We start from the raw sequence: 26,993 nt of genomic DNA on the forward strand, positions 1-26,993 counted from the left end.
TGCCGGCCGCGAGCAGCGCGGTACCCGGCGGGTTCAAGGGAGATCGTCGCAGATGCGGAACGGCGCTGTTCGTGGATGGGTCCTGTTACTGGGCTTGCTGGGCCTGTCGCTGCTGGCCCAGGCCGAGCCCGGACCCTTGCCGCTCACCCCGTTGCAGCGCCAGTTCCTGGCCGCGCATCCGGTGGTGGTTGTCGGCCAGTATGACAGCGGCTGGCCGCCCTACGAGTTCCTGCAGGACGACCGGCCGGCCGGGCTGGGGCCAGATTACCTGTCGCTTCTGACCCGTCAACTGGGCAGCAAACTGGAGTTCCGTCGCTACCCGGACTGGAACGCGGTGCTGGACGCGGCGTGCCGTGGCGAGATCGATGTGGTGATGAACATCGCCCTCAGCGCCGAGCGCACCCGTTGCATGGTCTATACCCGCGCCTACGCCGAAGCGCCGCTGGCGATGGTGGGCCGACCGGGTGACCTGCGCGCGTCCGAGGCGCCGGATCTGGACGGGCTGCGGGTGGTGATCGAGCAGGATTTCATGACCGCGCCGCAGGTGCGTGCCCGCTTCCCGCGTGCCCGACAGCTTGTCGCAAACAACACGCAAGCCGCGTTGGAAATGGTCAGAGACGACAAAGCTGACGTGTTCATCGGCAATGCCTATGTCGCCACCGAGCTGATCGCCCAGGAAAAACTACAGGGTGTGGTGCTGCTGCGGCCCAGCGATCTACCGCCCGAGCGGCTGCATTTCGGTGTGCCCAACGGCAAGCAGCCGCTGGCCGAGGCGCTGGACTTGGCGCTGGCGGCCAGCAGCGCCTCGCAGCAGGAGGCGCTGGTGCAGCGCTGGCTGCCGCCGCTGCAGTGGTCGGCATCGGCCCAGCTGGCCCTCAGCCAGGCCGAAAAGCGCGTGCTGCAGGAGCCGCTGAAGATCGGCTTCCCGCCCAATGCGGCGCCGCTGTCCTTCGCCGACGCGGGCGGCCAGCCCACGGGCCTGGCCGCCGAATACCTGCGCCTGCTGGTAAAGGCCGGCGCCAACCTGCAGATCGAACCCAGCCACGACTGGTTCGAGGTGCGGGCCAAGGCCAAGCGCGGCGATGTGCAGGCAGTGATGGGCATTCCGCTGGATTCGCAGTACCTGGGGCCCGACTGGGTGTTCAGCCAGCCCTTCATCAGCGTGCCCAACGTGATCGTGACCGCGCAGGGCAGCCCGGTGCTGCTGGGGCTGGCCGACCTGCAGGGCAAGCGCGTGCTGCTGTCCGACCCCGAACGCGTGCGTGGCTATGTGCTGCAGCAGGCGCCGCAGGCGCGCATCATTCCCGCGCGCAGTGCCGAACAGGCGCTGCAGCGGCTGCTGGACGGTGATGCCGATGCGTACGTGGGCAACCTGGCGCTGGTCGACCACATGCTGCGCGAGCGCTTCCCCGGCCGCCTGCAGATTGCCGCACCGGCAGGTTTCAACGACCAGTTGGCGCTTGCGGTGAACCACCGCCATGCCGCCCTGGCCACCACCTTCGACCGCCTGCTGCTGCAGATGACCCCGCGCGAACGCGAATCGCTGCGTGGCGACTGGCTGGCCGTGGAATACCGCCAGGGCGTGCACTGGAGCGGGCTGCTGCGCTGGATCATTCCGCTGCTGCTGGTGCTGCTGACCGCGGCCACCGTGCATGGCTTGGGCCACTGGCGCCTGCGCCGTGAAGTGGCCGGGCGCCGCCACGTGGAGCAGCGCCTGGCCGAGGTGACCGACAACCTGCCGGCGATCGTCTACCAGGCCCGCCGCGCGGCCGACGGCACGCTCACCTTCCCGTTCATTGCCGGCGATGTGCAGGCGCTGTTCGGCATTACGCGGCAGCAGGCGATGGAGGAGACCGGGGCGTTGCTGGGCCGTATTGCGCCGGATGATCGCGCCGTGATCCTGCAGGCCACCGCGCAGGCCGCGCGTCACTTCGCTGCACTGTCGTTCGAGTTCCGCGTGCTGACCGACGATGACAGTCAGCGCTGGGTACGCAGCCAGGCCCATCCGTATGCCGCCGAGGCCGGTGCGGTGACCTGGAGCGGCTACTGGGTGGATGTGAGCGAGGCGCGCGCGCAGGCCGATGCGCTGGCCGCGGCCAAGGTGGAAGCCGAGCAGGCGGCCGACGCCAAGTCGCGCTTCCTGGCCACGATGAGCCACGAGATCCGCACGCCCATGAGCGGCGTGCTGGGCATGCTGGAAGTGCTGTCCCATTCGCCGCTGGACCAGGAACAGCAGCGCATCATCACGGTGATCGAGGATTCGGCGCAGATGCTGCGGCAGATCCTGGACGACATCCTGGATTATTCGCGCATGGAAGCGGGCGCGCTGCGCCTGGCGCCGGTGCCGATGCCGCTGCGCCCGCTGCTGGACAGCGTGTGCCGGTTGCTTTCGCCGCAGGCCACGGCACGGGGCCTGGAGCTGCAGGTGGAAATCGACCCGCGCCTGGCCCAGGCACACGAGGTCGATGGCGTGCGCCTGCGGCAGATCGTCTTCAACCTGCTCAGCAACGCGATCAAGTTCACCAACGAGGGCCATGTGCGCCTGCAGGTGGATGTGCTGGGTGCCACCGCCGAGGATGGCAGCCAGCCGCTGCGACTGACCGTGTCCGATACCGGCATCGGCATTGCCGAGGACCAGATTCCGCACCTGTTCGCGCCCTTCACCCAGGCCGGCGCCTACATCCAGCGCGAGCATGGCGGCACCGGGCTGGGGTTGAGCATCTGCCGGCGCCTGGTGCACAAGATGGGCGGTGAGCTGAGCCTGCACAGTGTGCTGGGCGAAGGCACGCGGGTGGACGTGGAGGTGGCGCTGGTGGAGGCGCGCGCCGAAGACGTGGCCGCGCTGCTGGCCGAGCAGGAACAGACCGCGCTGCTGCCGCCGGCGTTGCGGGCGGCGCGCGTGCTGGTGGTGGAAGACCACCCGACCAACCAGGCGATGATGGCCTGGCGCCTGCAGCAGCTGGGCGTGCCGCATGTGCTGGTCGATGACGGGCGGCAGGCCCTGGATCGCTTGGCGAAGGAACCGTTCGATCTGGTGATCACCGACTGCCGCATGCCGGTGATGGATGGCTTCGCCTTCGCCCGCCTGCTGCGCGAGCGTGAGAGCCGCAACGGCCAGCCGCGGCTGCCGGTGCTGGCGCTGACCGCCAGCGTGCTGGACGACGACGCACGGCGCTGCCGCGAGGCGGGCATGGACGATGTGCTGGCCAAGCCGTTGTCGCTGGCCACGCTGCGCCAGGCCTTGCTGCGCTGGCTGCCACAGGCGGCCGGGCTGGATGCGGCCGAGCTGGCCGCCGCCACCCATGCGCCGGGTGAGGTGGTGGATGCATCGCTGGCGCTGCCGGATCTGGCGGCCCTGCAGCAGCGCTTCGGTTCGCTGCAGGTGGCCACCCAGTTGCGCGACAGCCTGCTGGCCGCCACGACCAGCGACATGGCCGATCTGCACGCCGCGCTGCGCGACGGCGACCGCGCCCAGCTGGTGCAGCACCTGCACCGCATGACCGGCGCGCTGGGCGCGGTGGGCGCGCAGGGCCTGGCCGCGCGCGCCGGCGCCCTGGAAGAGCAACTGCAGCAGGGCGACGAGGCGGCCATGGGGCCGTTGCTGCAGCAGGTGAGCGAGTTCATGGCCCTGCTGCAACAGCAGCTGCAGCGGCTGGCTCAGTGAACGCTGTGCTCCTACTGGGCATGCTCCTGCAGGTAGGCGATCACCAGGGCGCGCCGTTCCGGGCTGGGGAACGCGTTGTACATGCGCGTGCCGGGCACCATGTGGCTGGGTGACTGCAGGAAGGTGTCCAGGGTCTGCGCGCTCCACACGAAATCGGCGCGGCGCATGGCGTCGGAATAGCCGTAGTCGGGCAGGCTGCCGGCACGCCGGCCGAGTACCCCATGCAGGTTCGGACCGAAGCGATGGATGCCGCCGGCCTTCACCGTGTGGCAGCCGGCGCACAGTTCAAACGCGCGCTGCATCGCCTGCTGGCGCGCCTGTTCGGGGCTGGCCGGTGCGGCGGGTGGGCGCTGGCAGCCGGTGGCCGCCAGGGCCACGGCGAATGCAACAGGTAGAACGATCGCGCGCATGGGCCGGTAGCATACCGGCCCCTGCGTGGACGCGGGCTGCGACACGCCGTCGCAGCCCGGGGCCTTACATGCCCGAGTAGTTGGGGCCGCCACCGCCCTGCGGGGTCACCCAGACGATGTTCTGGGTCGGGTCCTTGATATCGCAGGTCTTGCAGTGCACGCAGTTCTGCGCGTTGATCTGCAGCCGCGCGTTGTCGGCTTCGCCAACGAACTCGTACACACCGGCCGGGCAGTAGCGCGCCTCCGGGCCGGCGTACTCGGCCAGGTTCACCTTCACCGGAATGCTGGCGTCCTTCAGGGTCAGGTGGCTGGGCTGGTTTTCGTCGTGGTTGGTGCTGCTCAGGAACACCGAGCTGAGACGGTCGAAGGTGAGCACGCCATCGGGCTTGGGGTAGGCAATGCGGGTGTGCTTGGACGCCGGCTCCAGGCAGGCGTGGTCCGGGGTGCTGTGGCGCAGGGTCCACGGCGGGTTGCGCACGCCCAGCTTGGGCAGCAGCCACTGTTCCACGCCAGTCATCAGCGTGGCCACGGTCTGGCCCTTCTTGAACCACTGCTTGAAGTTCTTGGCCTGCTGCAGTTCGGTGAACAGCCAGCTGGCTTCGAACGCCTGCGGGTAGGCGCTCAGTTCATCGTGCTGGCGGTCGGCCACCAGCGCATCGAAGGCGGCGTCGGCGCACAGCATGCCGGTCTTGATGGCCGCGTGGCTGCCCTTGATGCGGCTGACGTTGAGGTAGCCGGCTTCGCAGCCGACCAGCGCGCCGCCGGGGAACACCGTCTTCGGCAGTGACATCAGGCCACCGGCGGTGATGGCACGTGCGCCGTAGCCGATGCGGGTGCCGCCTTCCAGGTGCTTGCGGATCTGCGGGTGGGTCTTGAAGCGCTGGAATTCCTCGAACGGGCTCAGCCACGGGTTCTTGTAGTCCAGGCCCACCACGTAGCCCACCGCCACCTTGCCGCCGTCGGCGTGGTACAGGAAGGCGCCGCCATAGGTGTCGTTGTCCAGCGGCCAGCCGGCGGCGTGCACCACCAGGCCCGGCTCATGCTTGGCCGGGTCGATCTGCCACAGTTCCTTGATGCCGATGCCGTAGGCCTGCGGGTCCTTGCCTTCATCCAGCTTGTAACGGGCGATCAGCTGGCGGCCGAGGTGGCCGCGCGCACCTTCGCCGAAGATCGTGTACTTGGCGTGCAGGGCCATGCCGCGCTCGAAGGCCGGACCAATGCTGCCGTCCTTTTCGATGCCCATGTCGCCGGTAGCCACGCCGACCACTTCACCGTTGTCGCCGTACAGCACCTCGGCGGCGGCGAAGCCGGGGAAGATCGCCACTTCCAACGCCTCGGCCTGCTGTGCCAGCCAGCGGGTCACTTCGCCCAGGCTGATGATGTAGTTGCCTTCGTTGTGGAAGCATTCGGGCAGCAGCGCGTTGGGCGTGCTGCGCGAACCGGTCTCGCTGAGGAACAGGAATTCATCGCGGGTGACCTTCTGCTTCAGCGGCGCGCCGCGTTCGGCCCAGTCCGGGAACAGTTCGGTCAGTGCCCGCGGGTCCATCACCGCACCGGACAGCACATGCGCGCCGGGCTCGGAGCCCTTTTCCAGCACGCACACCGACAGTTCACGGTCGGCTTCGATCGCGCGCTGGCGCAGGCGGATGGCGGTGGCCAGGCCGGCAGGACCGGCGCCGACGATCACCACGTCGAATTCCATTACTTCACGCGGGGGCAGGGCGTTGGCTTCAGCGCTCATCGAATGCATGACTCGTGGGTAGTGCCGGCATCGGGGCCACCGGCGGTGCCTGGGAATCGCGCGTGCTGCCACGTGCGAAACGCTTGTTTGAATGTGTCAGGGTACCGGGCCGCGCGTGATCGAGCTAGATCGCCGATGTTCACGTCATGATTGCTGCAGTGCAGCGTAATGCTCGTGGCCGGGTAGGTGCCAACCTGAGTTGGCACATTGTTTCACCGCCCGGACCCGCTTCCGTGTGGACCAAGGTCCACACCTACCAGACGCGATGCTTGCCGATGACCGACAATGGCCCGGTCCTGACTGCGTGTGAGTGCCATGGCTTTGCATCCGTACGATCTGTTCGATGTCCGTTCACTGCTCAGCGAGGAAGAACGCGCGGTGCAGGACAGCGTGGCCCGTTTCACCAACGAACGGGTGCTGCCCATCATCGGCGATGCCTTCGACCAGGCGCGTTTTCCCGACGAACTGGTGCCGGAGATCGCCGCACTGGGCCTGCTGGGCGCGACCCTGCCGTCTGAATATGGCGGCGGCGACCTGGGCGCGGTCAGCTACGGCCTGATCTGCCAGGAGCTGGAACGCGGCGATTCGGGCCTGCGCAGTTTCGTTTCCGTGCAGAGCTCGCTGTGCATGTACCCCATCTACGCCTACGGCAGCGAGGAACAGCGGCGGCAGTGGCTGCCGGCGATGGCCCGTGGCGAGCTGATCGGTTGCTTCGGCCTGACCGAAGCGCATGGCGGTTCGGACCCGGCCGCGATGAAGACCCGCGCGGTACGCGACGGCAGCGACTGGCGCATCAGCGGCAGCAAGATGTGGATCACCAGCGGCCCGGTGGCCGACCTTGCCATTGTCTGGGCGCAGACCGAAGACGGCATCCAGGGCTTCGTGCTGGAAAAGGGCATGGCCGGCTTCACGAGCCAGGAGATCAAGCACAAGATGAGCCTGCGCGCCTCGCTGACCGGTGCGCTGTACTTCGACGACGTGCGCGTGCCCGACAGCCACCGCCTGCCCAACGTGAAGGGCCTGAAGGGGCCGCTGGGCTGCCTGACCCAGGCCCGCTTCGGCATCAGCTGGGGCCCGATCGGTTCGGCCATTGCCTGCCTGGACGAAGCGCTGGGCTATGCCAAGGAGCGGGTGCTGTTCGGCCGCCCGTTGGCCGCCACCCAGAGCGCGCAGATCAAGCTGGCCGAAATGGCCCGCCGCATCACCACCGCGCAGCTGCTGGCCCTGCAGCTGGGGCGCCTGAAGGAAGCCGGCCAGCTGCAGCCGCAGCAGGTCAGCCTGGCCAAGTGGAACAACTGCCGCATGGCGATTGATATCGCCCGCGAATGCCGCGACCTGCTGGGCGGGGCCGGCATCACCACCGAGCACGTGGCGATCCGGCATGCGCTGAATCTGGAATCGGTGATTACCTATGAAGGCACCGAGACCGTGCACCAGTTGGTGATTGGTCGCGAGCTGACCGGTATCAACGCGTTCTGACCGTCATCCACGCATGGCGTGGATCTACCGGGTAGGTGCCGACCTTGGTGGTAGGTGCCAACCTTGGTTGGCACAGACCCTCCGCGCGCGACCGGGCATTGGTGCGGACCAAGGTCCGCACCCACCAGAAGCGGCATTGGTAGGTGCCGACCTTGGTCGGCACAGTCCTTCAGCGCGCGACCAGGCATTGGTGCGGACCAAGGTCCGCACCCACCAGGGGCGGGCCGTACCTACCCAAGGCGCATCATGCGCCGCCGGCAAACCCGTGCTGGCGCCAGGCTTCGTACATCAGTACGGCCACGGTGTTGGACAGGTTGAGGCTGCGGTTGCCCGGCTGCATCGGCAGGCGCAGGCGCTGGCCGTCGGGCAGGGCGTCGAGCACATCCTGCGGCAGGCCACGGCTTTCCGGGCCGAACAGGAATGCATCGCCGTCTTCAAACGCCACGCTGTCGTAGCGCACGCTGGCCCGGGTACTGAGTGCGAACAGCCGCTTCGGCGCGATGCGCGCCAGCGCGGTGTCCAGGTCGGGGTGCACCTGCAGGCGCGAATACTCGTGGTAGTCCAGCCCGGCGCGCTTGAGCTGCTTGTCTTCCAGTGCGAACCCGAGCGGTTCGACCAGGTGCAGCTGCGCGCCGGTGTTGGCACAGAGCCGGATCACGTTGCCCGTGTTGGGCGGGATTTCCGGTTGGAACAGGATCACATGGAACTGGGGCGCGGCATTCATCGGTGCAGTGTACCTGCCACCACTGCCGCCTTTACGGCGCACGCCCTGCGCGGGGCAGGGCGGCACCGGTTACGGGCGCAGCAGCACCTGGGCGGTTTCGCTGGCCAGGGCCTGCAGATCGGCGGCGCTGGGGCGAACCTGCAGGGTCGGCAGGTTGGTGATCACCTGGTTGGCCACCGAGGTGGCAGCGGCAGCCAGGGTGGCGGCGTAGCGCTGTGCTTCCTGTTCGGCGGCCAGGGCGACGCGCTGTTCCAGGCTGGGGCGCACTTCGACGGCGGCCAGGGTGGTGATCGGCATTGCAGCGGCGACCGGGGCAGCCACGTAGCCGTTGCGTTCGGCCAGCTGGTCAGCACTCGGGCGCACCTGCACTGCTGCCAGGGTGGGGATGCCGCTGGCCTGTTCCCAGGCCTGCTGGGCCAGCTGGTCGGCGGCCGGGCGCACCTGCACGGTGTCCAGGGTCTTGATGGATTCGGAGGCCTGCACCGACGAAACAACCGCGGTGCCGGCGATCAGGGCGATGGCGATGGCAATGGTCTTGGCGTTCATGACGGGGCCTGTTTAGTGTTGTTGAGCGGTGGTGTGGTAGTAAGGTAGTACACCAATTCTGGGCATGCAAGAGAAATTTTCGCTTTTCTCTATTTGTTCAGCGTTCGGTCAGTTTCGATCTGAAGCCCTTCCTGGCGCAGGAACTACACAGCAATCGCCGTGCCAACTTTCAAGCGTTGATTTCAAAGGGTTTTTTGCGGTCTTCGGAGTGTCCGCGGGGCGGACACCTGTCCGTTCGGCAGGCCGTGGACACTGTCCGGACGCGCTGGCGCGGCTTACGTGACCGCTACGGCGGGGCGGTCCGGCGCCCCCAGGGCAGTGACTGCTGGCCGATACCGGGCGGGCGGGACACACGCTAGGATCGGCATTCACCAACGTGACCAAGGATCTGGAAATGTCTTTCGCCCTGCGCCCGCGCACCGCGCTGCTCGCCGTTGCCCTCAGCACCGCCCTCGGCACGCTTGCGCCGACCACCGCCCTGGCGGCCAAGCCGGCCGCGCCGGCCAAAGTGGACATTCCCTTCGAGCAGTTCACCCTGCCCAACGGCCTGCGCGTGATCGTGCACACCGACCGCAAGGCGCCGATCGTGGCGGTGAACGTCTGGTACCACGTGGGCAGCAAGGACGAGCCGGCCGGCCGTACCGGCTTCGCCCATCTGTTCGAACACCTGATGTTCCAGAGCAGCGAAAACCACGACGGCGAATACTTCGAACCGTTCAAGCAGGTGGGTGCCACCGGCCAGAACGGCACCACCAATACCGACCGCACCAACTACTTCGAGAACGTGCCGACCACCGCGCTGGACATGGCACTGTGGATGGAATCGGACCGCATGGGCCACCTGGTGGGGGCGATCGACCAGGCCGCGCTGGACGAACAGCGTGGCGTGGTGCAGAACGAGAAGCGCCAGGGCGAAAACCAGCCCTATGGCCAGGTCTGGGAAAAGCTGAACCGCGCGCTGTATCCGGCCGGCCACCCGTACCACCACAGCGTGATCGGGTCGATGAACGACCTCAACGCCGCGTCGCTGGATGACGTGAAGACCTGGTTCCGGACCTGGTACGGCCCGAACAACGCGGTGCTGGTGCTGGCCGGTGACATCGACCTGGCCACCGCCAAGGAAAAGGTGGCGCGCTATTTCGGCAGCATCCCGGCCGGCCCGACCATGGCGCAGCCGAAGGTGGACGTGGCCAAGCGCGATGCCGACACCCGCGAAGTGATGACCGACAAGGTGCCGCAGGCGCGCATCTACCGCGCCTGGAACGTGGCCCAGGTCGGCACGGCCGACATCGACCAGCTGCAGCTGCTGGCCGAAGTGCTGGGCGGTGCCAAGTCCTCGCGCCTGAGCCAGCGCCTGCAGCACCAGGACAAGCTGGTGGACAACATCACCGCCGGCGCCTACGCCTCGCAGCTGGGGTCCAACTTCATGGTGATGGCCACGGTGAAGAAGGGCCAGGACCCGGCCCGCATCGAGAAGATCATTGACGAGGAAATCGAGCGCCTGCTGAAGGACGGCCCGACTGCCGATGAACTGGCACGCGCCAAGACCGGCTTCCGCGCCGGCTTCATCCGCGGCATCGAGCGCATTGGTGGCTTCGGCGGCAAGGCCGATGCGCTGGCCGAATGCGCGGTCTACACCGGCGACCCGGGCTGCTTCCGCACCTCGCTGGCCAACATCGACAAGGCTACCGCCGCCGATCTGAAGCGCTTGGGGGCACAGTGGCTGGACAAGGGCAGCCACACCCTGGTGGTGGAACCGGGCGAGCGCGTGGCACTGAAGGAAGAAGCCTCGGCCACGCCCAAGCCGTTCAACGTGCCGGCCGTGGACAGCAAGTACAGCACCCTGCCCGAGCAGGTCGACCGCAAGGCCGGCGTGCCGCAGACCCGCGAATTCCCGCAGTTGAAGTTCCCGGCCCTGCAGCGCGCCACCCTGAAGAACGGCACCCAGGTGGTGCTGGCCGAGCGCCACGAGATTCCGGTGGTGCAGTTCAGCTACCAGTTCCCGGGTGGCTTCACCGCCGACCAGGGGCGCAAGCCGGGCACGGCCAACTTCACCATGAGCCTGATGACCGAAGGCGCCGGCAAGCTGGGCTCGCTGGCCTTCGCCGATGCCGCCGATGCGCTGGGCGCCAGCCTGGATGCCTCGGCCGGGCTGGATTCGGTGGATGTTGAACTGTCGGCACTGAAGGAAAACCTGGTGCCGTCGCTGGCGCTGTACGCCAGCCTGCTGCGCGAACCGCGCTTCGAGCAGGGCGAGATCGACCGCGTAAAGGCTTCGTGGATCGCCGGCATCCAGCAGGAAAAGGTCAACCCCAATGCGGTGGCCATGCGCGTGCTGCCGCCGCTGCTGTACGGCAAGGGCCACCCGTATGCGATTCCGTTCACCGGCAGCGGTGACGAAGCGGCAATCGCCAGCCTGGACCGCGAGGACCTGGTCGATTTCCACCGCGACTGGCTGCGCCCGCAGGACGGCACCCTGATCGTGGTGGGCGACACTACCCTGGCCGAGATCGTGCCGCTGCTGGACAAGCAGCTGGGCGACTGGAAGGCCAGCGGCGATGCGCCCACGGTCAAGGCCACCACCGCCGTTGCCGTGCCCAGCGCACCGCGCGTGTTCCTGATCGACCAGCCGGGTGCGGTGCAGGCCAACCTGTTCGCCGGCCAGGTGGTTCCGCCGTCCAGCGATGCCGGTTCGACCCGCTTCGACATTGCCAACGGCGTGATCGGTGGCGACTTCACCTCGCGCCTGAACATGAACCTGCGCGAGGACAAGCACTGGTCCTACGGTGCCCGCACCATGGCCAGCAACACCGTGGGCCAGCGCCCGTGGATGGCGATGGCGCCGGTGCAGATCGACAAGACCGGCCCGGCGCTGGCGGAAATGCGCAAGGAGATCGCCGGCTTTGCCGATGGCAGCAAGCCGGCCACCGAGGCCGAGGTCAACCGCATCCGCAACATCCAGACCCTGAGCCTGCCGGGTGCGTATGAAACCGCCGCGGCCGTGGCCTCGACCATCGGCAACATCGTGCAGTTCAAGCGTCCCGACGACTACGTGCTGCGCCGCAAGGCCGAGATCGAAGCGATGACCCCGGCGCAGGTGCAGCAGGCCGCGGCCGAGATCAAGCCGCAGGCGCTGACGTGGGTGGTGGTGGGTGACCTGAAGCAGACCGAAGCAGCGGTGCGCGCGCTGAACCTGGGCGAGGTGACCGTGATCGATGCCGACGGCAACCCGGTGAAGAAATAAGGCAAGACCCGGCCAGGGGTCGGATCCCTCCTGCAAGGAGGGCTCCGACCCCCAGTGTGCATCCGGGGTCAGAGCCCCCTGCCGGGGGATCTGGCCCCATCCCCGGCTACCCCCGATTCAGGCTGTTCAGGCAGAATCGCCCCATACCCTTCCAGGATCTGCCCATGCGCGTTCTGCTGCTTTCTTCCCTGCTGCTCACCGTCACCGCCTGCACTTGGGTGCCGATCGAACCGGCCGGCAAGGCGACCCGCGTGCTGCCGGCAGGCCCGGTTCCGGCCGGCTGCATCACCAAGGGCGAGGTGGTGGTAACGGTCAAGAGCAAGGTCGGCTTCTACAACCGCAACCCGCTGCGCGTGCAGGAAGAGCTGGAAACCTTGGCCCGCAACGAGGCCCCCAGTGCCGGCGCCAACGCCGTGCAGGCCGCCGCCGCCCCGGCCGATGGCAGCCAGCGCTTCGCCGCGTTCCAGTGCCCGCCACGCTGAATCCTTCACCATACGGGGAAGGCTGAATTCGTAAAGATGCGGTGAAGGCGCGGGGGTTATAGAATAGCGCCCCCTTTTGCCTGAGCCTTGGCGCTAACCTCGATGCTCTTCAAGAATGTCTCGATCGCCGGCCTCGCACACGTCGACGCGCCGCATACGTTGACGACCAAGGAAATCAACGACCGCCTGCAGCCGACCCTGGACCGCCTGGGTATCCGCACCGACGTGCTGGGCGATATCGCCGGCATCCACGCCCGCCGCCTGTGGGACACCGGCGTGCTGGCCTCGGACGCGGCCACCATGGCCGGCCGCAAGGCGCTGGAAGATGCCGGCATCACCGCCGGCCAGGTCGGCCTGCTGGTCAACACCTCGGTCAGCCGCGACTACCTGGAGCCGTCCACGGCCTCCATCGTGTCGGGCAACCTGGGCGTCAGCGACGAATGCATGACCTTCGACGTGGCCAATGCGTGTCTGGCCTTCATCAACGGCATGGATATCGCCGCGCGCATGCTCGAGCGCGGTGACATCGACTACGCGCTGGTGGTGGATGGCGAAACCGCCAACCTGGTCTACGAAAAGACCCTGGAGCGCATGACCGCCCCGGACGTCACCGCCGACGATTTCCGCAACGAACTGGCGGCCCTGACCACCGGATCGGGTGCTGCGGCCATGGTCATGGCGCGCTCGGAACTGGTTCCGGACGCCCCGCGCTACAAGGGTGGCGTAACCCGCTCGGCCACCGAGTGGAACCAGCTGTGCCTGGGCAACCTGGACCGCATGGTGACCGACACCCGCCTGCTGCTGATCGAAGGCATCAAGCTGGCGCAGAAGACCTTCGCCGCCGCCAAGATCGCCCTGGGCTGGGCCGTGGAGGAACTGGACCAGTTCGTCATCCACCAGGTCAGCCAGCCGCACACCGCCGCGTTCATCAAGAACTTCGGCATCGACCCGAAGAAGGTGATGACCATCTTCGGCGAGCACGGCAACATCGGCCCGGCCTCGGTGCCGATCGTGCTGAGCAAGCTCAAGCAGCTGGGCAAGCTGAAGAAGGGCGATCGCATCGCGCTTCTGGGCATCGGCTCGGGCCTGAACTGCTCGATGGCCGAAGTGGTCTGGTAAACAGCCTGCTGCACGATCTCCTGTAGAGCCGAGCCCTGCTCGGCTCACGCGCGCAGCGCGGCTCTTCAGCAGCGGACGAGAAAGCAGCCGAGCATGGCTCGGCTCTACAGTGCGCCGCGACTCTCCTTAGGTGCTCCGCATGCGCGATCTTCCCGGTTACCCCGCCCACCCGCAGCGTTTCGAGGTTCGCCCCGGTCTGTCGATGAACTATCTCGACGAGGGCCCGCGCGATGGCGAGGTGGTGGTGATGGTGCACGGCAACCCGTCGTGGAGCTACTACTGGCGCACGCTGGTGGCCGGCCTGTCGGACAGGTACCGCTGCATCGTGCCCGACCATATCGGCATGGGCCTGTCGGACAAGCCCGATGACAGCCGCTACGAGTACACGCTGCAGTCGCGCGTGGACGACCTGGATGCGCTGCTGAAGCACCTGGGCATCACCGGTCCGGTCACCCTGGCCGTGCACGACTGGGGCGGCATGATCGGCTTCGGCTGGGCGCTGTCGCACCACGACCAGGTCAAGCGCCTGGTGGTGCTCAACACCGCGGCCTTCCCGCTGCCGGCGGCGAAGAAGATGCCGTGGCAGATCGCGCTGGGCCGGCACTGGAAGATCGGTGAGTGGATCATCCGCACCTTCAATGCGTTCTCGTCCGGTGCCTCGTGGCTGGGCGTGGAGCGGAAGATGCCGGCCGATGTGCGCCGCGCCTACGTGGCGCCGTACAACAGCTACGCCAACCGCATCAGCACGATCCGTTTCATGCAGGACATTCCGCTGTCGCCGGCCGACAAGGGCTGGTCGCTGCTGGAACGCGCCGGCCAGGCGCTGCCGTCCTTCGCCGACCGCCCGGCCTTCATCGGCTGGGGCCTGCGCGACATCGTGTTCGACCACCACTTCCTGAAGGGCTTCCAGGCCGCGCTGCCGGCCGCCCAGGTGCATGCGTTCGACGATGCCAACCACTACGTGCTGGAAGACAAGCACGAAGTGCTGGTGCCGAAGATCCGCGCCTTCCTGGATGCCAACCCGATCTGATCGGTGCGCGGGGTCAGAGCCGTTTCTGCGAAACGGATCCGACCCCTGGCCTCAGGCCGCGATCGGGCTGCCGTCGCTGCCTTCCCAGTCCGCCGGGGTCAGCGGGTCCAGGCCATAGGCAAGGCGCGCCTTGTCGCACTGCGGGCTGGCCTTGCCGTATTCCCACGAGGCATCGACCTCGCGGCACACGCTGGGCCGGTTGGGGTGGATGGTGCAGCGTGAATACACGCCGATCTGCGCATCCAGGGCCACGCAGCGCACCGGCTTGGAATGGGTGCCGCGCATGCACAGGCGGTGCGGGTCCAGCGTTTCGGTCAGCTGGTGCGGTACCCCGCCGGGGGTGACCTCGTCCGATTCCATCCAGTGAAAAGCCACGCGGTACTGGGTGCAGCAGGCGCCGCAGGTCATGCAGGGATGTTGCATGGTCAAGCCGCCTCGGGCGGCAGTGGAATGGGTGACGAGGCTGCGGATTTTCCACGAAGTCGGCCGCCGCGCAAGAAATTCCGTAAGCGGCGACAATGAACGGATGAACCGACCCTGCAATATTGCCGCGCGCCTGCCGGAACTGGCCCGTGAACGCCCCGACCAGATCGCCATCCGCTGCCCCGGCCGCCGCGGCGCCGGCAACGGCATGGCCGCCTATGACGTGACTCTGGACTACCGCCAGCTGGACGCCCGCAGCGATGCCATGGCCGCCGGCCTGGCTGGCTACGGCATCGGCCGCGGCGTGCGCACGGTGGTGATGGTGCGGCCTTCGCCGGAGTTCTTCCTGCTGATGTTCGCCCTGTTCAAGCTGGGCGCGGTGCCGGTGCTGGTCGATCCGGGCATCGACAAGCGCGCGCTGAAGCAGTGCCTGGACGAAGCGCAGCCGGAGGCCTTCATCGGCATTCCACTGGCCCACGTGGCCCGTCTGGCGCTGCGCTGGGCACCGTCGGCCACCCGTCTGGTGACCGTGGGCCAGCGCCTGGGCTGGGGCGGCACCACCCTGGCCGCGCTGGAGCGCGCCGGCGCCGCCAGCGGCCCGATGCTGGCCGCCACCGACGGCGAGGACATGGCCGCGATCCTGTTCACCAGCGGCTCCACCGGCGTGCCCAAGGGCGTGGTCTACCGCCACCGCCATTTCGTCGGCCAGATCGAACTGCTGGGCAACGCCTTCGGCATGGAAGCGGGCGGGGTGGACCTGCCGACCTTCCCGCCGTTCGCGCTGTTCGACCCGGCGCTGGGGCTGACCTCGGTCATTCCGGACATGGACCCGACCCGGCCGGCGCAGGCCGACCCGGCGCGGCTGCACGATGCCATCCAGCGTTTCGGCGTGACCCAGCTGTTCGGTTCGCCGGCATTGATGCGCGTGCTTGCCCGCCATGGCCGGCCGCTGCCCTCGGTCACCCGGGTCACCTCGGCCGGCGCCCCGGTGCCGCCGGACGTGGTGGCCACCATCCGCCGCCTGCTGCCGGGCGATGCGCAGTTCTGGACGCCCTATGGCGCTACCGAATGCCTGCCGGTGGCCGTGGTGGAAGGGCGCGAGCTGGAACGTACGCGCGCCGCCACCGAAGCCGGCGCCGGCACCTGCGTGGGCAGCGTGGTGGCCCCCAACCAAGTGCGCATCATCGCCATCGATGACGCCCCGCTGCCCGACTGGTCGCAGGTGCGCGTGCTGGGCGTGGGCGAAGTGGGCGAGATCACCGTGGCCGGACCGACCGCCACCGACAGCTACTTCAACCGCCCGCAGGCCACCGCCGCGGCGAAGATTGCCGAAGCCCTGGCCGACGGCAGCACCCGCATCGTGCACCGCATGGGCGATGTCGGCTACTTCGATGCGCAGGGCCGCCTGTGGTTCTGTGGGCGCAAGACCCACCGCGTGGAAACCGCGCGCGGGCCGCTGTACACCGAACAGGTGGAGCCGGTGTTCAACACGTTGCCTGGCGTGGCCCGCACCGCACTGGTGGGCGTGGGCGCGGCCGGTGCGCAGGTGCCGGTGCTGTGCGTGGAGCTGCAGCGCGGCACCCGCGATGGCGCGGCCCTGCAGGAGGCGCTGCGCGCCCATGCGGCCACGCACTTGCCCGCTGCCGGCGTGCAGCACTTCCTGGTCCACCCGGGCTTCCCGGTGGACATTCGACACAACGCCAAGATCGGCCGCGAAAAGCTGGCCGTCTGGGCCAGCGCTGCATTGGAGAAGCGTGCATGAAGATCCTGGTTACCGGTGGTGGTGGCTTCCTCGGACAGGCCCTGTGCCGCGGCCTGCTTGAGCGCGGCCACCAGGTGCTGGCGCTCAACCGTGGCCACTACCCGGCGTTGCAGGCGATGGGTGTGGGCCAGATCCGCGGCGACCTGGCCGACCCGCAGGCTGTGCAGCATGCGGTGGCCGGGGTGGACGCGGTGTTCCACAACGGCGCCAAGGCCGGTGCCTGGGGCAGCTATGACAGCTACCACCAGGCCAACGTGGTGGGCACCGACAACGTGATTGCCGCCTGCCGCGCGCACGGCGTCGGCCGCCTGGTCTACACCTCCACGCCCAGCGTGACCCACCGCGCCACCCACCCGGTGGAAGGGCTGGGCGCCGACGAAGTCCCGTACGGCGAGAATTTCCAGGCCCCGTACGCGGCAACCAAGGCGATTGCCGAGCAGCGCGTGCTGGCCGCCAACGATGCCAGCCTGGCCACGGTGGCGCTGCGCCCGCGCTTGATCTGGGGCCCGGGTGATCTGCAGCTGGTACCGCGGCTGGCCGAGCGTGCCCGCCAGGGCCGCCTGCGCCTGGTCGGTGACGGCAGCAACAAGGTCGACACCACCTACATCGACAACGCCGCATTGGCGCACTTCCTGGCGTTCGACGCGCTGGCCCCGGGTGCGGCCTGTGCCGGCAAGGCGTACTTCATTTCCAACGGCGAACCGCTGCCGATGCGCGAGCTGTTGAACAAGCTGCTGGCGGCGGTGAATGCCCCGGCCGTGGAGAAAACCCTCAGCTTCAAGACCGCCTACCGCATCGGCGCCGTGTGCGAGCGCCTGTGGCCGCTGCTGCGCCTGCCCGGCGAACCGCCGTTGACCCGGTTCCTGGCCGAACAGCTGTGCACGCCGCACTGGTACAGCATGGAACCGGCGCGCCGCGATTTCGGTTACGTGCCGCAGGTCAGCATCGAAGAAGGGCTGCGCCGCCTGCACGCGGCCTCGTGACGGCGGCATCACGGCGCTGAAGGCTTCATCGCGCGCAGAAGTTGCCGTCACCGGTTGCACACCGCCGGATCGGGAGGATGGACCCACGCCATCCACGGCCCGACCCATCGCGAGGAGCGCCATGCTGCACTACGCCGTTATTTTCTTCGTCATCGCCATCATCGCCGCCGTGCTCGGCTTCTCCGGCATTGCCGGCGCCGCCAGCAACATCGCCTGGATCCTGTTCGTCGTGTTCCTGATCCTTGCGGTGATCTCGATGTTCCGCAAGCGCGGGTAGAGTCGAGCTTGCTCGACCGCCCTTGTAGAGTCGAGCCATGCTCGACTGTTCCAACAGCAGTCGAGCAAGCTCGACTCTACAGAAGCGGGGCCCCGCATGTCGCACGCGATGCGGGGTCCCCCGCACTACACCAGCGCCTTGTCGGCCGCGTGCCGTTCCAGCGCCAGTTCAATCAGCCGCGTGATCAGCGCGGTGTAGCCCAGCCCACTTGCGCCCCACAGCTTGGGATACATGCTGATGCGGGTGAAGCCGGGCAAGGTGTTGATCTCGTTGATGGTGATCTTCCCATCCGCGCCCAGGAACACATCCACCCGTGCCATGCCCGCGCACTCCAGCGCCTGGTAGGCCTGCAGCGCGATCTGCTGGATACGCGCTTGGCTGTCGGCATCGATCGCCGCCGGCACCACTACATCGGCACCTGCCGCGTTCAGATACTTGGTGTCATAGGCGTAGAACTCGTCATGCACCACCACCTCGCCACAGACACTGGCCTGCGGCTGTGCGTTGCCCAGCACCGCACATTCGATCTCGCGACCGGCCACGGCCGATTCCACCAGCACCTTGTGGTCGTGGCGCAGCGCCAGTTCCAGCGCCGCCGCGAAGCCGGCCGCATCCTTCACCTTGCTCACGCCCACCGACGAACCCTGGTTGGCCGGCTTCACGAACAGGGGCAGGCCCAACTGTGCGATCAGCGCGGCCACATCCACCTGCGCCGCCTGGTGGCGGCGGATGCACACCCACGGCGCCACCGGCAGGCCGGCATCGCGCAGCAGTCGCTTGGCCACGTCCTTGTCCATCGCCGCCGCCGAACCCAGCACCGACGAGCCCACGAACGGCAGACCGGCCATGCGCAGCAGGCCCTGCAGCGCACCGTCCTCACCCAGCGGGCCGTGCACGATCGGCAGCACCACATCGATCGGCCCCAGTGCCGCCGGTGCGTTCACCGGTTGCAGCTGCGCCTGCCCTGCACCCGGCTGCAGCGCCAGCGTGGCGCCGGACGGGCGCAGCGCGATCCGCGCCGGATCATCGGCGTTGAGCAGGAACGCATCGGGTTGCAGCAGATGCCACTGGCCCTGCTTGTCGATGCCGACCAGCACTGGTTCGTAGCGCTCGCGATCCAGCGCATCGAGGATGTTCTTCGCCGACTGCAGCGAAACTTCGTGTTCGGAAGACGTGCCGCCGAAAATGATGCCAACCCGGGTACGTGCCATGGGCAATGCGATGTCCTGTGCAACAAGGGCCCACAGCATGAACCGCCCGGTGGCACGGGGAAAGGTAGAGTCGACCGTTGGTCGACTGGCAGGACGCGGAAGGTCAGTCGACCAACGGTCGACTCTACCGCGGCAACGTGCCTGCATCCGCCCACCACCCACGCAGGTAGAATGGCCACATGGCTCTTTCCCTGCTCAAGTCCCTCAAGCCGGTCGCTGGCCGCGCCCTGCAGATCGCCCTGAACCGCGCGCTGGCGCTGGATCCGGACACCCGCCACGCCCTGGCCAGCCTGCACGGCCGGCATATCGACCTGACCCTGGAAGCGCCGGCGCTGGCCATGCGCATCAGCGTGGACGGCGACCAGCTGCGGGTCGGCCCGGTGGACGCCCAGGAAGCCGACCTGGCCGTGCGCAGCAGCCTGGCCGGGGTGCTGGCGCAGTTGCCGCTGCTGGCCAACGCACGGCGCGGCGACGACGCCGGCAAGGGCCGCGTACGCGTGGCCGGCGATGCCGAACTGGCGCGTCGCCTGCAGCAGCTGGCCAAGGGCTTCGATCCGGACTGGCAGCAGCCGTTCGTGAGCGTATTCGGCGACGTGCTGGGCGTGCAGGTGGCCAACACCCTGCGCAGCGCCTTGCAGCACGCGCGCCAGGGCGCCATCGACCTGGCCCACAGTGCCGCCGAATTCGTCACCGAAGAATCGCGTGACGTGGTGCCGCGTGGCGAACTGGACGCCTTCCACGATGACGTGGACGTGCTGCGCGACGACGTTGAACGATTGCAGGTGCGCGTGCAGCGCCTGCGGGGTGCCGCATGAAGGCCCTGCTGCGGGCCAACCGCATCGGCCGGGTCATTCTGCGTTACCGCCTGGACGACCTGCTGCAGGGCACCGCGGCCGAGCGTTGGCTGCGCCTGGCCAAACCCTTCGTGCCGCGCGCACCGGCCGCCATTGCCGCGCAGTCGCGTGGCGCACGCCTGCGCTTGGCGCTGCAGGACCTGGGCCCGATCTTCGTCAAGTTCGGCCAGATCCTGTCGACCCGTCGCGACCTGGTGCCGCCGGACGTGGCCAATGAACTGACCCTGCTGCAGGACCGGGTCAAGCCGTTTGACGGCGATACCGCGCGCCGCATCGTGGAAGAAGCGCTGGGCCTGCCGGTCAGCGAGGCCTTTGCCAGCTTCGATACCGAGCCGTTGGCCTCGGCCTCGATCGCGCAGGTACACGCCGCCACCCTGGCCGATGGCCGCCAGGTGGTGGTGAAGGTGCTGCGCCCGGGCATCGAGAAGCAGATCGACGCCGACATCGCGCTGTTGAACTCGCTGGCCAGCCTGGTCGAGCGCACCCACCCGCGCGCCGACAAGATCCGTCCACGCGAAGTGGTGGCCGAGGTGGAAAACACCCTGGCCGCCGAGCTGGACCTGCAGCGCGAAGGCGCCAATGCCAGCGTGCTGCGCCGCTTCTGGGAAAACAGCGACGATCTGTACGTGCCGGAAGTGATCTGGAGCCACACCGCCGAACGCGCGCTGACCCTGGAACGGGTGTGGGGCATTCCGTCCGACGACATCGTCGCCCTGGACCAGGCCGGCATCGACCGCAAGGCGCTGGCCGCCAAGGGCGTGCGGGTGTTCTACACCCAGGTGTTCCGCGACAACTTCTTCCACGCCGATGCGCACGCCGGCAACATCTGGGTCGACACCGATCCGGCGCGCCGCGACAACCCGCGCTTCATCGCGCTGGACTTCGGCATCATGGGCCAGCTCTCGCAGGAAGATCAGTACTACCTGGCCGAGAACTTCATGGCCATCTTCAACCGCGACTACCGCCGCATTGCCGAACTGCACGTGCAGGCGCGCTGGATGCCCGACAACGTGCGCATCGACGATCTGGAAGCGGCGGTGCGTTCGGTGTGCGAACCGTACTTCACCCGGCCGTTGTCGCAGATTTCGCTGGCCGAAGTGCTGCTGAAGCTGTTCCGGGTGGCCCAGCGTTACCAGCTGACCCTGCAGCCGCAGTTGATCCTGCTGCAGAAGACCCTGCTGAACATCGAAGGCGTGGGCCGCCAGCTGGACCCGCAGATCGACATCTGGGCCGTGGCCAAGCCGGTGCTGGCGAAGATCCTGCGCGAGCGTTACAGCCCGCGCCGGGTGGTGCGCGAGATCGGCAAGCGCCTGCCGGAAATCATGACCCACGCGCCGGACATGCCGCGCCTGGTGCATGCCTGGCTGAGCCAGCAGGTGGAAGGCCGCCACGAACTGGCCATGCGTTCGCGCGATCTGGTGGCGCTGGATGCCAGCCTGCAGAAGTTGCAGAAGCGCGCGGTCGGGGCGATTACCGGCGTGGGCCTGCTGGCCATTGCCGCGCTGCTGTACGTGCTGCAGCCGCCCGGTTGGTACTGGGGCGACCTGCCCATGCTGGGGCTGGGTGCGGCGGTGCTGGGCGCGGTTGCGCTGGCCCGCGCGTGGTGGCGATGAGCGCCGCACTGCAGGCACTGAAGGACGAACTGGCCCGCCACGGCGCCGACAACGATGCGCGCGAAAGCGAACGTGGCCGGCGCATGCTGAACATCACTGCCGACACCGGCGAACTGCTGTCGGTGCTGGTGCGTTTCGGCCAGGCCCGGCGCGTGCTGGAAATCGGCACCTCCAACGGCTATTCCACGCTGTGGCTGGCCGAGGCCGCCGCAGCGATCAACGGCCACGTGACCACGCTGGAATACGCCGCGGACAAGGTAGCGATGGCGCGCGCGAACTTCGACCGCAGCGGGCTGGGCGGGCGCATCACCCTGGTGCAGGGCGATGCCGGGGTCTGGCTGGCCGCGGCGGACGACGCCAGCGTGGACCTGCTGTTCCTTGATTCGGACCGCGAACAGTACGCCGGCTGGTGGCCGCAGCTGCGCCGCGTGCTGCGCCCCGGCGGCCTGCTGGTGGTGGACAACGCCACCTCGCACGCCGCACAGATGCAGCCGCTGCGCGCGTTGCTGGATGCGGATGCGGATTTCAGTACCAGCCTGGTGCCGGTGGGCAATGGTGAACTGCTGGCGGTGCGCAACGGCTGATGGCTCTTGCCGCCGTTGTATGGGGTCAGAGCCCTTTTCCGCAGGAAAAGGGATCCGACCCCACGCGAGCGCCCCCGTATAATCCGGCGGTGAGTACCGATACCGAAACCGCCCCCGAAACCGCCCCCCTGCAGCTGCTGCATCTGGATGAACGGCTGGCCGTGGTCAACAAGCCGGCCGGGCTGATGGTCCATGACAGCAAGCTGGCCCGCGGCGAAGATGATTTCCTGGCCGACCGCCTGCGCGAGCAGCTGGGTCGCCCTATTTTCCTGGTGCATCGCCTGGACCGCGCCACCAGTGGCTGCCTGCTGCTGGCCTTCGACCGCGATACCGCCAGTGCGCTGGGCAAGGCGCTGATGGGCGGTGAAGTGAGCAAGGATTACCTGGCCATCTGCCGCGGCTGGCCGGCCGAGGAGGCCTGGCAGGTGGACCACGATCTGGATGGTGGGCCTGGCAAGCCGGTGAAGAAGCCGGCGGTGACCGATTTCCAGCGCCTGGCCACCGGCGAACTCTGCGTGCCGGTGGGCGAATTCGCCAGTTCGCGCTATGCGCTGCTGCGCTGCCAGCCGCTGACCGGTCGCTTCCGGCAGATCCGCCGGCACCTGAAGCACCTGTCGCACCACCTGATTGGCGATACCAGCCACGGTGACGGCCGCCACAACCGCAATTTCCGCATGCAGGGCGTGCACCGCATGCTGCTGCACGCCGAGCGCCTGCGTTTCCCGCACCCCGATGGCGGCATGCTGGATGTGCGCGCACCGGTGGATGCCGGTTTCCAGAAGGCGCTGGACCTGTTCGGCTGGCAGGTGGACTGAAGGTAGCGCCGGGGTCAGAGCCCTTTCCTGTCAGGAAAGGGATCCGACCCCGATGGCGTTATTTCTTTTCCGGCTCGTTCACGATCGCTTCCAGGTCCTTCTGCAGATCGGTGATCAACGGCTGCATGCGGGTCTGGATGGCCACCATCACGTTCTGCATCAGTGCCGGGGTCTTGTCCAGCAGGCTCTGGCCGGCCGGGCTCTCGTAGAACTCGGCCATGGCCAGCACGTCTTCCTTGCTGAAGGTCTTCTTGTAGAGATCGACATACATCGGGCGCAGCTGCTGCCACGACAGCGCCTGGCGCAGGGTCTGGTTGGTGCGCGCCTGGATGCGCTGCAGCTGTTCCTGCTGCTGGGCGGTCAGTTGGCGCTGCGCGGTGGCCTGCTGGAACTGCTGCTGCTGCATCGCTTCGATCTGCGGCAGCGCCGCGTCGAGCATGGTCTGCGCGCGCGAGGCGGCCAGCAGGCGGTTGATGTCGCTGTCGGTCGGCGGCGCGGCCCAGACCGGGCTGCTGCACGCGGCCAGGGCCAGCAGCAGGGCAACGCGGCGCAGGCGCGCGGGCAGGGTGGGAACAAGGCGGGTCATGCGAAGCTTCCTGCGGTACATGGAAGGCCCAGCATACCCGCAGCGCAGGCGAAGGCGGCGTGTTCGATGCCTGATCGGCGGCATACGGCGCGCGATGGCGGCCACGGCGGCGCCGGTGCCGCTACAATGCGCGCATGGGCAGTGGACCGGTCACCATCAGCGCGCAGCTTGAAATCCCCGACGGCGAGATCGTCGAGCGGTTCGTGCGTGCCAGCGGTGCCGGCGGGCAGAACGTCAACAAGGTGTCCACCGCGGTGGAACTGCGTTTCGATGTGGCCGGCTCGCCCTCGTTGCCCGAGCCGCTGCGCGAGCGCCTGCTGGCGCGCCGCGACCGGCGCATGACCGGCGAAGGCGTGCTTGTCATCGATGCGCAACGGTTCCGCACCCAGGATCGCAATCGCGAGGATGCGCGCGAGCGGCTGGCGGCCTTCATCCAGGCTGGGCTGAACGTGCCCAAGCCGCGCAAGGCCACCAAACCGTCCCTGGGCTCGAAACTGCGTCGTCTGGACGCCAAACGCGGGCGCGCGCAGATCAAGCGCGGGCGCTCATCACGTGACTGGGAGTGATTGCTTGAACAACCCGACGCCGTTGCTGCCGGCCGTGCCGCCGAACATGCCGCAGGTCAAACCCAACGCCTTCCTGCGCTGGCTGGCGCGCTGCACCCTGCGCCTGGGCGGCTGGAAGGTGACCGGCACGCTGCCAGACATTCCGCGCCTGGTCTTCATCATCGCCCCGCATTCGTCCAACTGGGACGGGCTGTGGGGCATGGCGGCCAAGATCGCGCTGGGCATGAAGGTGAAGGTGCTGGGCAAGGCCTCGCTGTTCTGGTGGCCGCTGGGCCCGCTGCTGCACCGGCTGGGGGTGATCCCGCTGGACCGCAGTGCGCCGCAGGGCACGGTCGGCCAGGCCGTGGACCTGCTGCGCAACAACGAAAAAATGTGGTTCGCCATCACCCCCGAAGGCACCCGCAAGGCGGTGAAGGACTGGAAAGCCGGTTTCCTGAAGATCGCGCGGATGGCCGACGTGCCGGTCCTGGCGGCGTACTTCCATTACCCGGAAAAGACCATCGGCATCGGCCCGCTGTTCACCCCCACCGGCGATGATGCGGCCGACATGGCGGCCATCCGTGAGTTCTACCGCCCGTGGATGGGCAAGACCCGCGGCACGGTCTGAAACGCCCCGCAGCGGCCGCATACACGCCACGTCCGGCACATGCCGGGCGGCCGCGACAGGAGTAGGGTGGAGGGCTGTCATTCCCTACCGCCCGCCCAAGGAGCGTTCTACATGTCGCGTACCGTAGTCCTGGCCGCCGCCATCAGCCTGGCGCTGGCGGCCTGTTCCGGCAAGGAGTCCACCCCCGTGTCCGAAGCCCAGCAGACCCCGGCCCAGCAGCCGGCCGATGCCTCCACCAACCCGCTGCTGAGCGCCAGCACGCTGCCGTTCCAGGCGCCGCAGTTCGACAAGATCAAGGACAGCGACTACCTGCCGGCCTTCGAAGAAGGCATGCGCCAGCACCTGGCCGACGTGCGCAAGATTGCCGACAACCCCGAGCCGGCCACCTTCGACAACACCCTGGTGGCGATGGAGCGCAGCGGTGAAACCCTCACCCGCGTGTCGCGCATCTTCTTCGGCCTGGTCCAGGCCGATGGCACCGAAGCGCGCCAGAAGATCCAGGAAGAGATCGCACCGAAGCTGGCCGCGCACCAGGACGAGATCAACCTCGATCCGAAGCTGTTCGCGCGCGTGAAGTCACTGTACGACCAGCGCGACACGCTGGAACTGGACCCGGTGCAGAAGCGCCTGGTCGAGCATTACTACGACGGTCTGGTGCGCGCTGGCGCCCAGCTGTCCGACGCTGACAAGGCCAGCCTGCGCAAGCTGAACGTGGAAGAGACCACGCTGTCCACCCAGTTCCACACCCGCCTGGTCGCGGCCACCGCCGCCGCCGCTGTTGTGGTGGATGACAAGGCCAAGCTGGCCGGTCTGGACGAGAACGCGATCAACACCGCGGCCAACGACGCCAGCGCCCGCAAGCTGGACGGCAAGTTCCTGCTGCCGCTGCAGAACACCACGCAGCAGCCGGTGCTGGGTTCGCTGAGCGATCGCGACCAGCGCGCCGCCGTGCTGAAGGCTTCGGAAACCCGCGCCGAGCGCGGCGATGCCAACGACACCCGGCAGACCGTGCAGCGCCTGGCCCAGCTGCGTGCGCAGAAGGCCAAGCTGCTGGGCTTTGACACCTACGCCGATTACAACCTGGGCGACCAGATGGCCAAGACCCCGGCCGCGGCGCTGAAGCTGCTGACCGACACCGTGCCCGCGGCCACCGCCAAGGCGCGCGAGGAAGCGGCCGACATCCAGAAGGTGATCGACGCGCAGAACGGCGGCTTCAAGCTGGCCGCTTCGGATTGGGACTTCTACGCCGAACAGGTGCGCAAGGCCAAGTACGATCTGGACGAATCGCAGATCAAGCCGTACTTCGAACTGGACAACGTGCTGCAGAACGGCGTCTTCTACGCCGCCACCCAGCTGTACGGCATCACCTTCAAGCCGCGCACCGACATTCCGACCTACAACCCGGACATGAAGGTGTACGAAGTGTTCGACAAGGACGGCACCTCGCTGGCCCTGTTCTACACCGACTACTTCAAGCGTGACACCAAGTCCGGCGGCGCCTGGATGGACGTGTTCGTTGAACAGGACGGCCTGACCGGTGCCAAGCCGGTGGTCTACAACGTCTGCAACTTCACCAAGCCGGCCGCTGGCCAGCCGGCGCTGCTCAGCTTCGACGACGTCACCACGCTGTTCCATGAGTTCGGCCACGCGCTGCACGGCATGTTCTCCAACGTGAAGTACCCGTCGATCGCCGGCACCGCCACCTCGCGCGATTTCGTCGAGTTCCCCTCGCAGTTCAACGAACACTGGGCGCTGGACCCGAAGGTGTTCGCCAACTACGCCAAGAACTACAAGACCGGCGAACCGATGCCGCAGGAACTGGTGGACAAGATCCTGAAGGCACGCAGCTTCAACCAGGGCTACGCCACTACCGAATACCTGTCGGCTGCGCTGCTGGACCTGGCCTGGCACACCCAGAAGGCCGATGCCCCGCTGCAGGATGTGGGCGCCTTTGAAGCCAGCGCGCTGAAGAAGTTCAAGGTGGACCTGCCGCAGGTGCCGCCGCGCTACCGCACCACCTACTTCGACCACATCTGGGGCGGCGGCTATTCGGCCGGCTACTACGCCTACTTCTGGGCCGAAGTGCTGGACCACGACGCGTTCCAGTGGTTCACCGAGCACGGTGGCCTGACCGCGGCCAATGGCCAGGAGTTCCGCGACAAGATCCTCTCGCGCGGCAACAGCGTGGAACTGTCGACCCTGTACCGCGATTTCCGCGGCAAGGACCCGTCGGTGGAACCGCTGCTGAAGTTCCGCGGGCTGAAATAAGAGAG

General features: G+C 67.8%; 23 protein-coding genes. 16 read left to right on the top strand and 7 right to left on the bottom strand.

Annotated features, from left to right (window positions below; translation table 11 throughout):
- Positions 1-52: 52 nt before the first annotated feature.
- Positions 53-3,664: a transporter substrate-binding domain-containing protein gene (locus tag C1933_RS00865; RefSeq protein ID WP_108751807.1), complete on the top strand. Its 3,612-nt coding sequence runs from the start codon at positions 53-55 to the stop codon at positions 3,662-3,664.
- 11 nt (positions 3,665-3,675) lie between these two features.
- Here C1933_RS00865 and C1933_RS00870 read toward each other — a convergent pair whose 3' ends face one another.
- Together C1933_RS00870 and C1933_RS00875 are read right to left on the bottom strand one after the other, a co-directional pair.
- Positions 3,676-4,074 carry a c-type cytochrome gene (locus C1933_RS00870; protein ID WP_108751808.1) on the bottom strand — a complete coding sequence of 133 codons (399 nt, stop codon included), beginning with the start codon at positions 4,072-4,074 and terminating at the stop codon, positions 3,676-3,678.
- A gap of 64 nt (positions 4,075-4,138) precedes the next feature.
- Positions 4,139-5,815: an electron transfer flavoprotein-ubiquinone oxidoreductase gene (locus tag C1933_RS00875; protein WP_108751809.1), complete on the bottom strand. Its 1,677-nt coding sequence runs from the start codon at positions 5,813-5,815 to the stop codon at positions 4,139-4,141.
- Positions 5,816-6,130: 315 nt separating this feature from the next.
- Here C1933_RS00875 and C1933_RS00880 point away from each other — a divergent pair, with 315 nt between their 5' ends.
- Positions 6,131-7,294, top strand: a complete 1,164-nt coding sequence (locus C1933_RS00880; protein ID WP_108751810.1) for an acyl-CoA dehydrogenase family protein — start codon at positions 6,131-6,133, stop codon at positions 7,292-7,294.
- A 244-nt stretch (positions 7,295-7,538) separates the two neighbouring features.
- On the opposite strand, the gene C1933_RS00885 is transcribed toward C1933_RS00880, so the two are convergent.
- Together C1933_RS00885 and C1933_RS00890 are read right to left on the bottom strand one after the other, a co-directional pair.
- Complete coding sequence (locus tag C1933_RS00885) at positions 7,539-8,018, bottom strand: tRNA (cytidine(34)-2'-O)-methyltransferase (RefSeq protein WP_108751811.1); 480 nt, start codon at positions 8,016-8,018, stop codon at positions 7,539-7,541.
- Positions 8,019-8,087: 69 nt separating this feature from the next.
- Complete coding sequence (locus C1933_RS00890; RefSeq protein WP_108751812.1) at positions 8,088-8,564, bottom strand: hypothetical protein; 477 nt, start codon at positions 8,562-8,564, stop codon at positions 8,088-8,090.
- Between the two features lie 394 nt (positions 8,565-8,958).
- Here C1933_RS00890 and C1933_RS00895 point away from each other — a divergent pair, with 394 nt between their 5' ends.
- The 4 genes from C1933_RS00895 (at position 8,959) to C1933_RS00910 (ending at position 14,439) form a co-directional block, all read left to right on the top strand.
- Entirely contained in the window at positions 8,959-11,808 is a 2,850-nt protein-coding gene (locus C1933_RS00895) for a pitrilysin family protein (RefSeq protein WP_108754688.1), read from the top strand.
- A gap of 164 nt (positions 11,809-11,972) precedes the next feature.
- A complete protein-coding gene (locus tag C1933_RS00900; RefSeq protein WP_087921159.1) occupies positions 11,973-12,290 on the top strand; it encodes a DUF4156 domain-containing protein in 318 nt (105 codons plus the stop codon).
- A gap of 102 nt (positions 12,291-12,392) precedes the next feature.
- Complete coding sequence (locus C1933_RS00905) at positions 12,393-13,409, top strand: 3-oxoacyl-ACP synthase III (protein ID WP_108748081.1); 1,017 nt, start codon at positions 12,393-12,395, stop codon at positions 13,407-13,409.
- A 139-nt stretch (positions 13,410-13,548) separates the two neighbouring features.
- Positions 13,549-14,439, top strand: a complete 891-nt coding sequence (locus C1933_RS00910) for an alpha/beta fold hydrolase (RefSeq protein ID WP_108754689.1) — start codon at positions 13,549-13,551, stop codon at positions 14,437-14,439.
- A 51-nt stretch (positions 14,440-14,490) separates the two neighbouring features.
- On the opposite strand, the gene C1933_RS00915 is transcribed toward C1933_RS00910, so the two are convergent.
- On the bottom strand, positions 14,491-14,862 hold the full coding sequence (locus C1933_RS00915) for a YkgJ family cysteine cluster protein (protein ID WP_108751813.1): 372 nt from the start codon (positions 14,860-14,862) through the stop codon (positions 14,491-14,493).
- Between the two features lie 103 nt (positions 14,863-14,965).
- Between C1933_RS00915 and oleC the strand changes: the two genes are divergently transcribed.
- The 3 genes from oleC (at position 14,966) to C1933_RS00930 (ending at position 17,884) form a co-directional block, all read left to right on the top strand.
- Positions 14,966-16,624, top strand: coding sequence for an olefin beta-lactone synthetase (oleC, locus tag C1933_RS00920; RefSeq protein WP_108751814.1), 1,659 nt, complete (start codon positions 14,966-14,968; stop codon positions 16,622-16,624).
- Positions 16,621-17,607: a 2-alkyl-3-oxoalkanoate reductase gene (gene oleD / locus C1933_RS00925; protein WP_108751815.1), complete on the top strand. Its 987-nt coding sequence runs from the start codon at positions 16,621-16,623 to the stop codon at positions 17,605-17,607. Before oleC ends, oleD begins: the two co-directional genes overlap by 4 nt.
- Positions 17,608-17,728: 121 nt before the next feature.
- Positions 17,729-17,884, top strand: a complete 156-nt coding sequence (locus C1933_RS00930; RefSeq protein ID WP_107231440.1) for a DUF1328 domain-containing protein — start codon at positions 17,729-17,731, stop codon at positions 17,882-17,884.
- A gap of 125 nt (positions 17,885-18,009) precedes the next feature.
- Here C1933_RS00930 and ddlA read toward each other — a convergent pair whose 3' ends face one another.
- Positions 18,010-19,095, bottom strand: a complete 1,086-nt coding sequence (ddlA, locus tag C1933_RS00935) for a D-alanine--D-alanine ligase (RefSeq protein WP_108751816.1) — start codon at positions 19,093-19,095, stop codon at positions 18,010-18,012.
- A 179-nt stretch (positions 19,096-19,274) separates the two neighbouring features.
- On the opposite strand from ddlA, the gene C1933_RS00940 reads away from it, so the two are divergent.
- The 4 genes from C1933_RS00940 (at position 19,275) to C1933_RS00955 (ending at position 22,961) form a co-directional block, all read left to right on the top strand.
- Positions 19,275-19,910: an SCP2 sterol-binding domain-containing protein gene (locus C1933_RS00940; protein WP_108751817.1), complete on the top strand. Its 636-nt coding sequence runs from the start codon at positions 19,275-19,277 to the stop codon at positions 19,908-19,910.
- On the top strand, positions 19,907-21,562 hold the full coding sequence (gene ubiB, locus C1933_RS00945; RefSeq protein ID WP_108751818.1) for a ubiquinone biosynthesis regulatory protein kinase UbiB: 1,656 nt from the start codon (positions 19,907-19,909) through the stop codon (positions 21,560-21,562). Before C1933_RS00940 ends, ubiB begins: the two co-directional genes overlap by 4 nt.
- Positions 21,559-22,146, top strand: a complete 588-nt coding sequence (locus tag C1933_RS00950; protein ID WP_108751819.1) for a class I SAM-dependent methyltransferase — start codon at positions 21,559-21,561, stop codon at positions 22,144-22,146. The genes ubiB and C1933_RS00950 overlap by 4 nt, the downstream gene beginning before the upstream one ends.
- Before the next feature lie 89 nt (positions 22,147-22,235).
- Complete coding sequence (locus C1933_RS00955) at positions 22,236-22,961, top strand: pseudouridine synthase (RefSeq protein WP_108751820.1); 726 nt, start codon at positions 22,236-22,238, stop codon at positions 22,959-22,961.
- 58 nt (positions 22,962-23,019) lie between these two features.
- Here the strand turns inward: C1933_RS00955 and C1933_RS00960 are convergent, their stop codons facing one another.
- Positions 23,020-23,547, bottom strand: a complete 528-nt coding sequence (locus C1933_RS00960) for a DUF2059 domain-containing protein (protein ID WP_108751821.1) — start codon at positions 23,545-23,547, stop codon at positions 23,020-23,022.
- Between the two features lie 134 nt (positions 23,548-23,681).
- Between C1933_RS00960 and arfB the strand changes: the two genes are divergently transcribed.
- The 3 genes from arfB (at position 23,682) to dcp (ending at position 26,988) form a co-directional block, all read left to right on the top strand.
- Entirely contained in the window at positions 23,682-24,113 is a 432-nt protein-coding gene (gene arfB / locus C1933_RS00965) for an alternative ribosome rescue aminoacyl-tRNA hydrolase ArfB (protein ID WP_108748096.1), read from the top strand.
- A 46-nt stretch (positions 24,114-24,159) separates the two neighbouring features.
- On the top strand, positions 24,160-24,720 hold the full coding sequence (locus C1933_RS00970) for a lysophospholipid acyltransferase family protein (RefSeq protein ID WP_233614934.1): 561 nt from the start codon (positions 24,160-24,162) through the stop codon (positions 24,718-24,720).
- Between the two features lie 111 nt (positions 24,721-24,831).
- On the top strand, positions 24,832-26,988 hold the full coding sequence (gene dcp, locus C1933_RS00975; protein WP_108751822.1) for a peptidyl-dipeptidase Dcp: 2,157 nt from the start codon (positions 24,832-24,834) through the stop codon (positions 26,986-26,988).
- Positions 26,989-26,993 lie beyond the last annotated feature (5 nt).

The organism is Stenotrophomonas sp. ZAC14D2_NAIMI4_6 (genome assembly GCF_003086875.1).
In the GTDB taxonomy this organism is placed as follows: domain Bacteria; phylum Pseudomonadota; class Gammaproteobacteria; order Xanthomonadales; family Xanthomonadaceae; genus Stenotrophomonas.